The following is a 14,208-nucleotide window of genomic DNA, read 5'->3' on the forward strand; positions in this document are numbered from 1 at the left end:
GCTGCGCGTTCGCATCATCAATGATACCCCAGTCGGCTCATGCGAATGCATCCCAATGCGCTAAATTGGTGCTCAGTTTTGTTAACATTCTGAGCCATTGCAGCGAATTACTGTATGTGGAGCGCACACACATGTTTCTTTCCGCCAGCGCCTCACAAAAAGGATACGCATGCCCTCTGGCTGTTAACAGGGGAAAAGCGCGCTGGCTATGCTCGTGCTCGCCGGGCACAGGTTGCCTTACCCGGTTAGTGAACTATTTATTTGCTCTCATCGGAGTCATCGCCAGGAAATAGAGTCGAAAGGTAACAACGAAGATGCAAGAAACAGACTCCCCCGCGCAGCGACAACCCTTGACCATGAGCCGGCGTAGAATGCTGGCCAGCGCCGCCCTGAGCGCCACCGGCCTCTCCGCCCTGGCGGCCTGTAGCAATACAACCAACAACAACAACACGTCGGCCTCGGGCAGTGGCGGAGGAGGAAACTTCCCCTCGCATCCCAAATGGAAATTTGTCTTTGTCAATCACGTCACCACCAACGCCTTCTTTACGCCGACGCGCTACGGGATCGAGGATGCCTGCGCTCTGCTGGGCTGCACCTACCAGTGGGTCGGTTCAGAGAGCAGTAAGGTCTCCGAGATGGTCGACGCTATGAACGCGGCCATCTCCTCCAAGGCCGATGGCATCGCGGTCGCCCTGATCGATCCAACCGCCTTCAACGCGCCGACGGAGGCGGCCCTCAGCGCGGGTATCCCCGTCCTGAGCTACAACGCTGATGTGCCGGCCAACAGCCCCAACAAGCGCCTGGCCTATATCGGGCAGGACCTCTATCAGTCTGGTCTGCAGGTGGGCGCGCACATCATTAGCCTGGTTCCCTCCGGCGAGGTGGTCGGCTTTATCGCTACCCCTGGTTCGCTCAACATTCAGCCGCGCATCGATGGTATCCACGACGCCATCAAGAACTCGGGCAAGCCGATCAACTTCAGCGAGATCGCCACGGGCGCCGCCGTCAACGATGAACTGGCCGCCGTCGAGGCCTACTACCTGGGCCACAAGAATATCAAGGGCATGTTCGCCGTCGATGGTGGCAGCACACAGAGTGTGGGTCAGATCATGGAGAAGTACAGCCTGGCCTCCAAGGGGATCCATGGCGGTGGCTACGACCTGCAGCCGATCACCCTCTCAGAAGTCAGCAAGGGGAACCTGGATTTCACGGTCGATCAGCAGCCGTACTTGCAGGGCTTCCTGCCTGTAGTGCAGCTCTTCCTGTACAAGCTGTCCGGCGGTCTCTCACAGCCCTCCTCGACCAACACAGGCCTGCTCTTTGTGACCAAAAACAACGTGCAGACCTACCTGAAGACTCAGACCCGCTTCGAGGGCAGCTCCGACAAAGAGGTCCTCGTCAAATAACCCGCCGTGCCGGGCTTACGCCTGATACGTTCAACTTGAGAGAATGTGAAAAGAGAAATGACCAGAGTACGTGCGGGGCTTGCCCCCGCTTTCTTCCTCACCGCTCGAAAAAGCAACCAACAGAATACAATGCATCTCATTCAATCGTCCGTGATCACTTTGAATGAGCTTTTCTTTGGGAAGCAAGCAAGCGGGGGCAAGCCCCGCACGTACTCTGGCCTTTTCTCTTGTTGCCTGCTAGCAACGCCCGTAAATAAAAGGTTATCGATTTAACGTAAGGAGTATCCAGTGGCTAAAGCGGATACCACGCCACAAGAGCAGACGGTGGCAGAGCAGCCGGACAGGCGCTCGCCCCTGAGCACCATCACCGATTTTCTCTTGCGTCGGCGCGAGGCCAGCATCTTTATTATCGCCGTGATCCTGCTGATCTGCTTCCAGGTCGCCAATGACAACTTCCTGACTCTGGGCAACGTCAAGACCCTGGCGGAATACACGGCGGAGACCGTGATTATAGCCGTGGGTGAGGTGCTGATCCTGATCATGGGCGAGATCGATCTCTCGGTCGGCTTTACCTACGCGCTGGCCCCTTTTATTATGTATATCGCCTATAACAATGGCCTCCCCCTCTTCGTCGGCATTATTCTGGCCTTGCTGGGTAGCGCGCTGATCGGCTTGATCAACGGGGCCGTCGTGGTCTTCTTCCGGGTGCCGTCCTTTATCGCGACGCTGGGCGCCTACTTCTACCTCAATGGCCTGACCCTGACCATCTCCAACGCCTTTCCGACCACCACGCCGGACGTGGGGACCTTCTGGAACGGCGTGCTGGGCAACAATATTTATTGGGAGAGCCTGTGGGCCGTCCTCTTTATTGTGATCCTGCAGATCGTGCTGTCGCGGACACGCTGGGGCCTGCATACCATCGCGGTCGGCAGTAACCTGGTCGGCTCGGGCGAGGTGGGCATCAACGTCAACCTGATCAAGCTGCGTAATTTTACGCTGGCATCGCTGCTGGCTGGCTTCGCCGGCATCCTGCTGGCCTTCCGCGTGACCTCCATAGATCCCTCGGCGGGCGGCGCCAATATTATGTTCGAGGCCGTCTCGGGGGCCGTTATCGGCGGGACGGCGCTGCAGGGCGGCTCCGGCACCATCATCGGTGCATTCCTGGGGACGCTGGTGCTGCAGATCCTCAAAGATGGTCTGACGCTGGTCGGCGTCAGCGCCTTCACCTTCGATATCATTCTGGGCGTCGTGATCGTCATAGCGATGATCCTCAATATCCGCCTCCAGGTCTTGCGTAGAGGAGGGAACCAGTAATGCAAGAGCAGCAGACAGCGCGCGGCGACGCGCCGGATGCCATCCGCGTCGAGGGTATCGCCAAGAGCTTTGGCCCCGTCAAGGCTCTGCGCAATATCAATCTGCGCGTCCGGCAGGGGGAGATCCTGGGGCTGGTGGGCGACAACGGCGCCGGTAAATCGACGTTGATCAAAATTATTACCGGCTATATCCAGCCGGATGCCGGTACGATCTACATTAATGGCGAGCCGACCCGCATCCGTTCGGTGGTGCAGGCGCGCTCGTTCGGCATCGAGACGGTGTATCAGGATCTGGCCCTGGTCAACGAGTTGAGCGTCTACCACAATATGTTTTTGCGCCGCGAACTGGTGCACCGGCCGCTGGGACTGCTGAACAACGGCGCGATGCGCCGGCTGGCGCGTGAGCACCTCAGCAATATCGGCATCAAGCTGCCCTCGGTCGATACGCCGATCGCCATGCTCTCGGGTGGGCAGCGCCAGGCGATCGCTATCGCGCGCGCCGTCTACTCCAACGCCCGCATCCTGCTGCTGGACGAGCCGCTGGCCGCCATGGGCGCGCGCGAAGGAGCGCAGATCCTCAACCTCCTGCGTACGCTGCGCGCGCGTGGTGATATCTCGATCATCATGATCGCGCACAACTACGCCCAGGTGCTGGAGATCTGCGATCGCGTCAATCTGCTGCAGCATGGCGAGATCACGTTCGACAGAGAGGTCGAGCCGTCCCTGCTGGAGGAACTGAATAATATCGTGATGAACGAGTACCGCCTCGGCAGCGCTCGTCCGCAGGCGTAATGGTCAATCCGTCCCGTTGGAGCACTCAACGCGCAGGGGGGTACACAGTGATGTATCAACAGCAGAGCGCAGAAAAAACGCTCGATGATTCGCCCGTTGCAACCCTCTATCAACGTCACGCGCACACGATACTGCATTACATCCATCGCTATATCGTGTCAAAGGAGGATGCCGATGACCTGGTCTTAGAGGTCTTTGTCGCCGCGCTGGACAACCAGGTCTGGATCCACTGGAGCGATGAGGAACAGCTGGCCTGGCTCCGGCGGGTCGCCTATCACAAGGTCGTCGATCATCTGCGCTGGGTGGCGCGTCGTCCATCAGTGGGTCTGGATGACGCGCTCGACACCCTCTACGAGGACGAATGCAGCTCGCCGGAGCAGATGGCGCTGCGCAACGAGGACCGCAACCGCCTGCGTGAGCACCTGGTCAAGCTCTCTGAGCTGCAGCAGGAGATCGTGCGCCTGCGCTTTGGGCACGATCTGCGTACCAAAGAGATCGCCCAGATCGTCAACACCAGTGATAACGTTGTGCGTGTGCTGCTTTCGCGCGCTCTCAATCTCTTGCGCGGTATCTATAAACAGGAGGGAGATTAGCTATGGATCGCAAGGATAGGCACTTCAACCCGAAGTCCGTCGATGAGCAGATTGAGCAGCTCAGAGATGGTGACGATCCGCAATCTCCCCCACAGGCACATGATGCCCGGCTGCTGCGCGACCTGCAGCAGCTCTATCACGAGGATGAGCACAGACTGGAGCAGATCTGGGAACGGCTCAACGTCCGCGCGCGTGAGCACGGCGACACTTCCTCATCCAATGTCGTAGATATACAGCCCTACCAGCAGAGGCGCTGGCAGGAGGAGCTGCGGCAGACCTGGGATGAGCCGGCAGCGCGCGTCGCCCCGGCGCGAGGCGGCCGACGTATGCAGCGGCTGGGCCTGCTCTGCGCCGAGCTCGTGGCGCTGCTGATCATCGGCAGCCTCTTCTTCATGCCCGCCCTGTTTAGCGTGCATCCCAGCACCGCCCCCACCCTGATCCAGAAGACGCGCGAGCGGCTCTCCACCCACGACCTCTATATGAGCACGGTCCAGGGGGTGATGAGCGTCAACAGCCAGTCGGGTCAGGTCAACTGGACCTATCCCATCCCCGATTACTCGCTGGGCCTGCCCATTAGCCCCATTGTGGGCAACAATGGGCTCGTCTACGCCCAGTCGCAGGATAGCATCTACGCCATCAATAGCGAGACGGGCGCGCTGGCCTGGAAACGCACCTTCCCCTCGCAGATCTCGCCCTATCCGACCAGCAAGGCCCGCGCCGTGCTGGTCGGAAACTCCATCTATATCTCGGTCGTCTTTATGGAGGTGGATAAGCTCGACGCCAGCACCGGCGCCATCCTCTCCAGGTACAAGCCGGACCTCAACACCAATATCGTGGGCATCGCCATTGATAACGATACCCTCTACTCCTTTGGCGCCTTCGACATGTGTGCCATCAACCTGGCCAGCAAGCAGCAGATCTGGTATAAGTCGCTCAACGAGTCGCTCGGCATCCCCCACGTCGTCGACGGCGTCATCTATACCGTCGCCTCCAGCAACGAGAACTGGCTCACCGTCGATCCGGGCAGCACCAGCTACATCGAGGCCTTTGACATCCGCAGCGGCGACGTGGTCTGGCAAACGAGCGCCATCCAGGGCAACGTCACTGATATCGCCATCGCCGACAACGTCATCTACATCGGAGCCACCAACGGCACGCTCACGGCTTACACCATGAGGACCGGAGCCGTTCGCTGGAGCAAGACGCTGGCCGGTATCGGCTTCAGCGGTGCCGCCGCCCCCCAGCTCGACGGCGGCACGCTCTACATCAGCGCCGAGGACCCTCGCATGTACTACCAGCCCATTGGCATCGTCGCCCTTGACATCGGCAACGGACGCACCAAATGGCAATACCCGGCCAGCCTCCAGGCCATGAAGCAGGCCGGCCACCTCTTCCAGCCGCCGATCGCCCAGCACGGCGTCGTCTTCGTCAACGACTCCATGCGCGGACTCAACACAACCGACATCTACGCCCTCATCGATGGCAGCGTGCTCTGGCACAAAACCATCCCCCCCACACCCTCCTTCCCTCCACCATCCCCGTAGGTGCCGGGCTTGCCCCGGCTTGGAGCTCCGCGACCCCGTACCCCGAAAAACGAGGGCGGTTCTTGTCCTCCTTTCAGAGTATACTGAGAACAGATGAAACGTTGAAGGCATACATAGATGAAAGAGGAGTACAAGATGACCATGCAGATGAAGCTCGAACTGGTTATGGTTCCCGTCACGGATGTTGATCGCGCCAAGGCTTTTTACGTCGAGAAGATCGGTTTTCATGCCGACCACGACCACCGGGTCAACGAGCACCTGCGTTTTGTGCAGTTGACCCCTCCCGGTTCGGCCTGCTCGATCGCCTTCGGTGAGGGCATTACCACCATGCAGCCCGGATCGCTGCAAGGTAATCTGCTGGTGGTCGAGGATGTGCGAGCCGTTCGCGCCGAACTGGTCAAGCGGGGCGTGGATATCAGCGAGATTGATGTGCAGGTCTGGGGGCATTTCGCCCACTTCAGCGATCCCGATGGCAATCGCTGGTCATTCCAGCAGCTTGTGTAGGTTCGGCCGCAAGGGCCAATCCTTTCAACTTTAGCGCAAGCAACAATGAAAAAAGACCCCAGTACGTGCGGGGCTTGCCCCCGCTTCCTTGCTTCCCAAAAGGAAAAGCTCCTTCAATGCGGCCAGGAACGGTTGCATGCCATGCATCGCATTCTGTTGGTTGCTTTTGCGGGCGGCGAGCAAGCAAGCAAGCGGGGGCAAGCCCCGCACGTACTGCGTCTCTTTCTCTTTCTGCATTTCCTTACGTTGAAAGGATTGGCCCTTGCGGCCGATTTCCCCTCCACGTACACCCCTGTTCCCCCAACGCGAGAACCACGGAAACGCATGCGGGATGCATACTCATGCGTGGAGAGGAAATCGGCCGCGAGGGCCGAACCTACATCTCGCTGCCTGACTTGATCTTACTGTAATGGCTGGAATAAGATAAGAAGATCCAATTCGATCAAGCTTATTGTTTTCCCACAGAGAAGATCACACCAGGAGGAACCGAGCGTGACTACGAATGAGACCCTTCAACAACGAGTCGATACACTGCTCGCCGCTATGACTCTTGAAGAGAAGGCCGGGCAACTCAGTCAATATTTCTATTTTCGCGATATGCCGGGGCAGGCCGAGCCTGTGGAGGCCGAGGTGCGTGCTGGCCGCGCGGGTAGCTTGCTGTTCGTCTCCGATCCGGCCGAGACAAACCGCCTGCAGCGTATCGCCGTCGAGGAGAGCCGCCTGGGCATTCCGCTGCTCTTTGGCTTCGACGTCATTCACGGGTTGCGAACGATCTTCCCTGTCCCGCTCGGTCTGGCCTCTTCCTGGGATCCCCAGTTGTACGAACGGGTTCAGGCTATCGCGGCCCGCGAGGCGCGCGCGGTGGGCATCCATTGGGCATTCGCGCCGATGGTTGATATTGCTCGCGATCCACGCTGGGGCCGCATCGTCGAAGGAGCTGGAGAGGACCCCTATCTTGGCGCCCAGATGGCCGCGGCCCAGGTGCGCGGCTTCCAGGGTGAGGCGATCGGCGCCCCAGACCACGTTGTGGCGGGTCCCAAGCACTTTCTCGGCTACGGGGCCGCTCTGGGCGGGCGCGACTATGACGAGGTGAACCTCTCGGAGAGCGAGCTACGCAACGTCTACCTGCCGCCCTTCGCCGCCGCGGTCCAGGAGGGTGCTGGCAACATCATGACCTCCTACGTTGGCATCAATGGCGTGCCCGGTGCCGCCGACCGCCACCTCCTCTCCGATGTACTGCGTGATGAGCTGGGCTTCGACGGCTTTGTCGTTAGCGATGCGAGTGCTGTGGTTGATCTCACCACGCATAGATTTGCCAGGGACGACCGTGATGCGGCGGCACGAGCGATCCGCGCGGGTATGGACATGGAGATGTTTCTGGGTATGCGTTTCCCTGAAGGCAGCAATCCGGTGCCCGGCGCGTGCGCGTTCGCGACCCTCCCCGAAACCGTTCGCGCGGGCGAGTTGGACGAGAGTCTGCTCGATGAGGCCGTTAGACGCGTGCTGCTCATGAAGCTGCGCCTGGGACTCTTCGAGCAGCCCTACACCAACGAGGCACAGGCGGCAACGACACTGAGCCTTCCCGAACACCGCGAGCTTGCGCGCATCGCAGCGGAACGCTCGGCGGTGCTGCTGCATAACGCAGACTCCGCGTTACCTCTCGACCGTTCGACGCTGCGCTCCATCGCGGTGATTGGACCATGGGCGGATAACAAGCCAGCCACGCTCGGCCCCTGGGTGTTTGCCCACGACCTGAACTCCACCGTCACCGTGCTGGAGGGCATGCGGCGTGTGGCGGGCGCCGATATCCAGGTTGAGCATGCCCCCGGTGTGCCAGCCCCGACGCGGCAGATCCCTTCCCCTTTCGCCGCCATGGAACAATTTCTCGGCGGAGCCTCTGCGCAGGCCGCGCCGTTCGACGAGCAGGCCGAATTCGAGCGAGCCATCGAGCTTGCCCGCGCGTCTGATGTGGCCGTGCTGGTTCTGGGTGAGGCGGCCGACATGAACGGGGAGGCCGCCTCTCGCTCGACGCTTGACCTGCCGGGCCGTCAATTGGAGCTGCTGGAAGCGGTCGCCGCCACCGGTACGCCAGTTGTCCTGGTATTGCTGAGCGGGCGACCACTCGACCTGCGCCAGGTCGCCGAACGAGCAGCGGCGATCCTTGTCGCGTGGCATCCGGGCAGCGAGGGAGGACTCGCCGTGGCGAGACTCCTCTTTGGAGAGGTGGCCCCCGGTGGGAAGCTGCCAGTCAGCTGGCCGCGCAGCGTCGGACAGGTCCCGCTTATCTATTCGCGCCTGAACTCCCATCAGCCGCACACCAGCACTATGCGCTACTGGGAAGAGGAGAGCACCCCATTGTATCCCTTCGGCTTCGGCCTGACGTACGGTGAGGTCACCTACGCCAACCTCAGCCTGGACGCCAAAGAGATTGGATTGGACGATACGCTTGAGGTGAGCGTCGAGGTGCACAACCCTTCGTCGCGCGCCGTTGAGGAGGTTGCCCAGCTCTATCTGCACCAGCGGTATGGACGTGCCGCCCGCCCGGTGCGCGAGCTCAAGGCGTTTGAGCGCGTGACGCTCGCACCCGGAGAGAGCCGCACACTCCACTTCCAGATCACGGCGGCAGAGCGACGCTACTGGAGCTCGGAGCAAGCAACTTACGTCCTCGATGCATCGACCTTCGATCTGTGGGTAGGTGGCGCTTCGACCGCTTCGTTGCACGCCGAGTTCGCCGTTCATGACCACCTTTCATAGCAGCAACTGCACAGGCGTTCCTGAACCGATCAGATCACGCCCCACCAGAAGAGACACGGATGTACATGTCGGACTCGCTCCGGCATGTACATCCGTGTCTCTTCTGCTTAGGGTGCCACTTAGAGCGCTACGCCAAATCCACGCAGGACCATCTCCAGGGCGATGATGACAAGGATGGGCAGGAAGATCATGCGCACCGTTTTGTTCTGCAGGCGCGCCAGCACTTTGGCGCCGACCAGCGCCCCGACCAGGATGCCCAGGGCGACCGGCGCGGCGATGACGGGCCGGATATCACCACGCGAGAAGTAGATGCCCGCGCTGGCCGCCGCGGTGACTCCGATCATGAAGTTCGAGGTCGTGGTGGAGACCTTCATCGGCAGGCGCATCAAGGTGTCCATGGCCAGTACCTTAAAGCTGCCGCTGCCAATGCCCAGCAGGCCAGAGATCAATCCGGCCACATACATCATGCCAAATCCATAGGGCGTGCGCGTCACTTCGTAGCTCACCTCGCCCAGATGCTGGTCGGGATAGCTGCTGTTCAGGCTGAGCAGGTTGGCCCAGTGATCATTTTTGACGCCCTGCGGCAGCTCCTCGCCGAGCTTGAAAATCAGCGGCGCAGCAGAGATGAGCAGCACGATGCCGAAGACGATGTAGAGCAGGGTGGGATTAATGAGCCCGGCGATAAAGGCCCCACAGACCGCGCCAACGGTGGTGGCGATCTCCAGAAACATGCCGACGCGCATATTGGTCATGCGATCATGTACATATGCGGCGGCCGCTCCGCTGGAGGTGGCGATGACCGAGATGATGCTGGCCCCGATCGCGTACTCAATCGGGAAGCCAAAGGCCAGGGTCAATAGGGGCACAATCAGGACGCCGCCCCCTAATCCGACCAGGGCTCCCAGTAGTCCGGCGATGATGGAACTGGCAAAGATCAGCACAATGCCGATCACGGACGGCGCCGGGGTGGCCGGTGGTGGCGTAGACGGTCCACCGGTGACAAAGATAAAGCTGACCAGCAGGATGGCGAAGACCATGCAGGTAATAATGACATATCTCAGATCATGCTCAAGCGCGAAGGCCAGAATAGATACGACCACACGTACAACCGGCGTGGCGATCAACAGCAGGAGTCCTAAGACGATAATGGACTGCGGATGAAAGCCCTGCAGCCCTGTCCAGAGCTCGCTGAGGCTGTGTGGAAAGATGTCTGTGCGCGGCCCGGTCAGGGCGCCCGGACTGGTGATGAGCAGTAGAAAGCCGATCAGAACCAGTACCGAACTGATGATGATGCCTCCCTGCAGCACCCAGCCGATAATCGTGTTCATCATATGATTGTCCTTGCGGACGGCGAGCCGATTCATATCCTTCTCCTTGGATGGGCCATATTTCTTTTCCATGCGTGTGCGTTGTCCCCTTTCACGATGCGTCCCTTCTACTTTTGCCTGGTTTAATAAATATAGGCTTATATAGGTATGTTACTATGGAATATTCATTCTTGCAATTCATGTTTTTAATGGTTATCATGAAAATATGGAATAGTTGTAACTGCCTAAACTGCAGGTGATGGAGAACATTCGATTGGGCCAGGGATCTTGACTCTCCATGCAGGCACGCTTATAATTGCTAACAGGTGGTAACATATTAACAAAATTTGTGATTGTGAGAAATTATGGGTGTTGATGAGAAAGAACGTGAACAGGCCATCCTGGATGTGACCGCTGAACTGCTGCTTCACTATGGGTACAATAAATTGACGATGAGCGATGTCGCTGATGCCGTCGGCTTGAACCGCAGGCTGGTCTATCTGTTGTTTCCTTCCAAGGATGCATTGCTGGAGGCCCTGGTGCTGCGGGAGATGAATACCTACCTGGAGATCTGGAGCCGCTACCTTGATAGTGATCCTCTGGGGGGCACGGTCGCCAGCGTCTATCGCAGTCTTCTGGCCGTCCTCAAGCCGTTACCGTTGATGACGGCGATCTATACACGTGACGAGCAGACGTTCGGCAAATATCTCTCCCGGCCGGGCAATATCTTCGCCTATTGGCCGCCTGATCCTGGTCCGACACGGGTTTTTCTCCAGGCGATGCAAGAGGTCGGAGTCGTTCGTCAGGATATCAACACGAGAGCCATGGCTTTCATCCTGGATGCTCTGTCCTCTTCCATCCTTGCCGCCCTCTCTTCTCACACTGACTCCAGCAGGCCAGATCAGCCATCTTTTGATGAACTGGTGGAAACGATGGCCGAGCTCTGCGATCGCTTGCTCACACTCCCGGATGGGGCGAACGTGGAAGCGGGGAAAGCGCTGATGCGCCGGAGAGCCGCAGAGATGCAAGCACAGTTTATCGCCGCGTTGAATAGCAGAAGAATGAACGCAGAAAGCGTGTAAGGGAGATTCCGATGACAACGGAAAAAATCACCTTCGCCAAAGAAAAAGAAACGATGCTCCTGACCCTCTATCCTCGGGCCTTGCAGAGCCAGTGGCAGAAGCCCATCCTGCGCGACCCGTGGGCGGAAGAAGCCATCCAGCATATCGATTACGATTTCAATAAGCTCTACAAGAAACGGCTCTACCGGATGATGCTCGACATCGGGTGTACGATCGTCGCCACGCGAGCCAGTACCTTCGATCTATTGACGAGCCGCTACCTGGCGGACCATCCGGACGCGACGGTGCTGCACCTGGGCTGTGGCATGGATAGCCGTGCCTTCCGCGTTGATCCGCCGGCCAGCATCGATTGGTACGATGTGGACTATCCCGATGTGATCGATCTGCGCCGCCAGCTGTATCCGCAACGGCCCGCCGTTCGCCTGATCAGCTCGCCCCTGGATAATCTGGGCTGGTTGGACGAGGTGCCAGGAGATCGACCCGTTCTGATGGTCGCGGAGGGGGTGCTCCCATACCTGACCGCCGATATGGTACAGGCGCTCCTGCACGCCATCACCCGGCATTTCCCCGAGGGACAGATGGTATTCGACGCCATGCCTTCCCTGTTTGTGAAGGCTAAAAGTGGCTCCAACGTCGGAGACACGGGCGCGACCTTCCGCTGGGCGCTCGACGACCCCCAGGACATCAAGCAGCTCGAACCGCGCCTTGAGCTGGTCAAAGAATTCCGCACGCGCGAACTGAACGGGTTTTCCCGCTTCCCCTTATGGATACGTGCCCTCCATCGAGCGATGGAGCTCAACTCCTCCCTGCGCAGGATGGACCGCATCCTCGTCTACCGATTTTAACCCGGGCCGGGGCAAGCTCCAATCCCTTCAAATGAAGGCCGTGTAAAACGAGAAAAACAGCTGTACGTGCGGGGCTTGCCCCCGCTTGTTTGCTGCCCAAGAGGAAAGGCCCCTTCAAAGCTACCAGGGATGGTTGCATGCGATGCACCGCATCATTCCCGTTGCTTTTTTGAACAGCGAGGAATGAAAGCGGGGGCAAGCCCCGCACGTACTGTGGTCTTTTCTCGTTTTGTGTTATAATACCGGCAGGGGTTTTCTCTTGTGGATGAAAAAGAGAGCCCCTGCCGGTGCGATGTCAGGGAAGCAGCCAGAATGGAGCTCGCACCCTCATCCACCTTTATTTGTTGGAATAGAAGGAGTCTAAATGCATGGATAGCAGAAAGGGATTTCATCGCCTCTTTCGCAGGCTGCTCCTTGCTCTCGTGTTGAGCATCGCGGCCGCTTCCGCACTATTTTCGCCCTCCGCCTCCACCCACGCGGCCACCTCGTCTTCCTGGCCGCTGGTCGGTCCCGGTGCCAGGGGCGAAAATGTCTTTTCCGTCCAGTTGATGTTGCAGGCCCATGGCTACTCGTTGTCCGCCGATGGTGTCGATGGCCCGCAGACGAGCGGTGCCGTTGCCTCGTTCCAGTCCGCCCATGGTCTATCGGCCGATGGGGTGGTGGGACCGCAGACGTGGCCGGTCCTGATCGTGACGACCAGCTCAGGCAGTAGTGGCCCGGCGGTGACGGCGCTGCAGCGCCAGTTGAACGCGCACGGCGCCTCGCTGACGGTGGATGGCAGCTTTGGTCCGGCCACCGAGGCCGCGGTCAAGAATCTGCAGAGCAGCCATGGTCTCACTGTGGATGGTATCGCGGGACCGCAGACCTGGAACGCTGCTCTGATCGGGGTGAGCGGCGCGCAGGCGTATAGCTGGCCCGATGTCGGTCAGGGGGCCTCGGGTGAAAATGTCTTTTCCATCCAACTGATGCTGCAGGCCCACGGCTACTCACTGTCCGCTGATGGTAGCTTCGGCGCGCAGACGACCTCGACCGTGAAATCCTTTCAGTCCGCCCATGGTCTATCGGCCGATGGGGTGGTGGGACCGCAGACGTGGCCGGTCCTGATCGTGACGACCAGCTCGGGAAGCAGCGGACCGGCGGTGACGGCGCTGCAGCGCCAGCTGAACGCGCACGGCGCTTCGCTGACGGTAGATGGCAGCTTTGGTCCGGCCACCGTGACGGCCGTGAAGAACTATCAGAGCGGCCATGGCATCGGTGTGGATGGCGTCGCGGGACTGCAAACATGGAGCAGCCTGGTCAGCACAGCCGGTTCTCCGCCGCCACCACCGCCACCACCGCCGCCACCCGGTCAGGTCCTCTGGGGCGTGGATACCACCAGCGCGGTCAACGCGTCGTTCCTGAGCGTCGTCGGCAATAACTATGGCACCCCGCAGTTTATCGGGCGCTACATCGACGCCATCTCGTTCTCGCCGATCTCGTCCTCCGAAGCTTCGTATATCCATAGCCGGGGCATTCACATCCTGCCCATCCTTTCGGACTTCGGAGGCGATACCGGCTTGAGCAAAGGCGTCTCACGCGCCAATGATGCGCTGTCGAAGGCCAGCTCGCTGGGCATCCCCAAAGGCACCATCCTGGTGGTCGATATCGAGTCCAATTCGTCTATAGACTCGGGCTATATCCAGGGCTGGAACGACACCATCGCCGCCGCGGGCTACGTCGTTGGCTATTATGAGAATCCGCTCCCCGGCAGCAGTGGATTTAACAGCGCCTTCTGCTCGGCCATCAGCGCCGACTCGGCGGTCGCCAACTCGACCCTGTATGCCAGCGAGCCGTCGCCCGGCCGCACACCAGCGTCCAGCGCGCCCGCCTTCGGGCCGACCGGACTGCTCTGTAATGGCCAGGATCGCGGCGGCCATACTCGCATCTGGCAGTATGGCCTGCAGGGCAGCGGCTCCGTCAACATCGACACCGACGAGCTCCAGTCCTCTGTTCCACTCTGGTAACAATCGATCCGAAAAACGGGTTCCGCGCTTCCAATGCGGGAGGTGCAGGAGGGCTCGCCGCCCTC

12 protein-coding genes and 1 pseudogene are annotated in these 14,208 nt (G+C 59.9%); 10 read left to right on the top strand and 3 right to left on the bottom strand.

The features are described from left to right. Positions 1-314 precede the first annotated feature (314 nt). The 6 genes from AABA21_RS34780 to AABA21_RS34805 all read left to right on the top strand — a co-directional run bounded on the left by AABA21_RS34780 (position 315) and on the right by AABA21_RS34805 (position 6,152). Positions 315-1,406 (top strand): sugar ABC transporter substrate-binding protein, encoded by a 1,092-nt coding sequence (locus AABA21_RS34780; RefSeq protein WP_338257325.1) that lies wholly within the window; start codon positions 315-317, stop codon positions 1,404-1,406. Positions 1,407-1,694: 288 nt separating this feature from the next. Continuing rightward, positions 1,695-2,720, top strand: a complete 1,026-nt coding sequence (locus tag AABA21_RS34785; protein WP_338257326.1) for an ABC transporter permease — start codon at positions 1,695-1,697, stop codon at positions 2,718-2,720. Beyond that, complete coding sequence (locus AABA21_RS34790; protein ID WP_338257327.1) at positions 2,720-3,511, top strand: ATP-binding cassette domain-containing protein; 792 nt, start codon at positions 2,720-2,722, stop codon at positions 3,509-3,511. The genes AABA21_RS34785 and AABA21_RS34790 overlap by 1 nt, the downstream gene beginning before the upstream one ends. A 50-nt stretch (positions 3,512-3,561) precedes the next feature. Further along, the gene (locus AABA21_RS34795) at positions 3,562-4,104 is read left to right on the top strand and encodes an RNA polymerase sigma factor (protein WP_338257328.1); all 543 of its coding nucleotides are present in this window, start codon (positions 3,562-3,564) and stop codon (positions 4,102-4,104) included. Between the two features lie 2 nt (positions 4,105-4,106). Continuing rightward, positions 4,107-5,648, top strand: coding sequence for a PQQ-binding-like beta-propeller repeat protein (locus AABA21_RS34800; protein WP_338257330.1), 1,542 nt, complete (start codon positions 4,107-4,109; stop codon positions 5,646-5,648). Positions 5,649-5,789: 141 nt separating this feature from the next. After that, positions 5,790-6,152 (top strand): glyoxalase superfamily protein, encoded by a 363-nt coding sequence (locus tag AABA21_RS34805; RefSeq protein WP_420917244.1) that lies wholly within the window; start codon positions 5,790-5,792, stop codon positions 6,150-6,152. Positions 6,153-6,182: 30 nt separating this feature from the next. On the opposite strand, the gene AABA21_RS34810 is transcribed toward AABA21_RS34805, so the two are convergent. Then, a complete protein-coding gene (locus AABA21_RS34810; RefSeq protein WP_338257333.1) occupies positions 6,183-6,389 on the bottom strand; it encodes a hypothetical protein in 207 nt (68 codons plus the stop codon). A gap of 255 nt (positions 6,390-6,644) precedes the next feature. Here AABA21_RS34810 and AABA21_RS34815 point away from each other — a divergent pair, with 255 nt between their 5' ends. After that, positions 6,645-8,906, top strand: a complete 2,262-nt coding sequence (locus AABA21_RS34815) for a glycoside hydrolase family 3 N-terminal domain-containing protein (protein ID WP_338257335.1) — start codon at positions 6,645-6,647, stop codon at positions 8,904-8,906. A gap of 119 nt (positions 8,907-9,025) precedes the next feature. On the opposite strand, the gene AABA21_RS34820 is transcribed toward AABA21_RS34815, so the two are convergent. Both AABA21_RS34820 and AABA21_RS39625 read right to left on the bottom strand, forming a co-directional pair. Beyond that, positions 9,026-9,859 carry a sulfite exporter TauE/SafE family protein gene (locus AABA21_RS34820; protein ID WP_420917245.1) on the bottom strand — a complete coding sequence of 278 codons (834 nt, stop codon included), beginning with the start codon at positions 9,857-9,859 and terminating at the stop codon, positions 9,026-9,028. Between the two features lie 63 nt (positions 9,860-9,922). Continuing rightward, a pseudogene (locus AABA21_RS39625) lies at positions 9,923-10,306 on the bottom strand (DUF1634 domain-containing protein); the annotation flags it as partial. 272 nt (positions 10,307-10,578) lie between these two features. Here AABA21_RS39625 and AABA21_RS34825 point away from each other — a divergent pair. The 3 genes from AABA21_RS34825 to AABA21_RS34835 all read left to right on the top strand — a co-directional run bounded on the left by AABA21_RS34825 (position 10,579) and on the right by AABA21_RS34835 (position 14,143). Further along, complete coding sequence (locus AABA21_RS34825; RefSeq protein ID WP_338257337.1) at positions 10,579-11,295, top strand: TetR/AcrR family transcriptional regulator; 717 nt, start codon at positions 10,579-10,581, stop codon at positions 11,293-11,295. 11 nt (positions 11,296-11,306) lie between these two features. Continuing rightward, positions 11,307-12,140, top strand: a complete 834-nt coding sequence (locus AABA21_RS34830) for a class I SAM-dependent methyltransferase (protein ID WP_338257339.1) — start codon at positions 11,307-11,309, stop codon at positions 12,138-12,140. A gap of 368 nt (positions 12,141-12,508) precedes the next feature. Continuing rightward, the gene (locus tag AABA21_RS34835) at positions 12,509-14,143 is read left to right on the top strand and encodes a peptidoglycan-binding protein (protein ID WP_338257340.1); all 1,635 of its coding nucleotides are present in this window, start codon (positions 12,509-12,511) and stop codon (positions 14,141-14,143) included. The last annotated feature ends 65 nt before the right edge of the window (positions 14,144-14,208 follow it).

It is taken from the genome of Dictyobacter halimunensis (assembly GCF_036245075.1).

What these genes read in the sequence shown, in the direction of transcription:
- AABA21_RS34780 (WP_338257325.1), top strand. Translation starts at nt 315, where the DNA reads ATGCAAGAAACAGACTCCCCCGCGCAGCGACAACCCTTGACCATGAGC.
- AABA21_RS34790 (WP_338257327.1), top strand. Translation starts at nt 2,720, where the DNA reads ATGCAAGAGCAGCAGACAGCGCGCGGCGACGCGCCGGATGCCATCCGC.
- AABA21_RS34795 (WP_338257328.1), top strand. Translation starts at nt 3,562, where the DNA reads ATGTATCAACAGCAGAGCGCAGAAAAAACGCTCGATGATTCGCCCGTT.
- AABA21_RS34800 (WP_338257330.1), top strand. Translation starts at nt 4,107, where the DNA reads ATGGATCGCAAGGATAGGCACTTCAACCCGAAGTCCGTCGATGAGCAG.
- AABA21_RS34805 (WP_420917244.1), top strand. Translation starts at nt 5,790, where the DNA reads ATGCAGATGAAGCTCGAACTGGTTATGGTTCCCGTCACGGATGTTGAT.
- AABA21_RS34810 (WP_338257333.1), bottom strand. Translation starts at nt 6,389, where the DNA reads ATGCAGAAAGAGAAAGAGACGCAGTACGTGCGGGGCTTGCCCCCGCTT.
- AABA21_RS34825 (WP_338257337.1), top strand. Translation starts at nt 10,579, where the DNA reads ATGGGTGTTGATGAGAAAGAACGTGAACAGGCCATCCTGGATGTGACC.
- AABA21_RS34830 (WP_338257339.1), top strand. Translation starts at nt 11,307, where the DNA reads ATGACAACGGAAAAAATCACCTTCGCCAAAGAAAAAGAAACGATGCTC.
- AABA21_RS34835 (WP_338257340.1), top strand. Translation starts at nt 12,509, where the DNA reads ATGGATAGCAGAAAGGGATTTCATCGCCTCTTTCGCAGGCTGCTCCTT.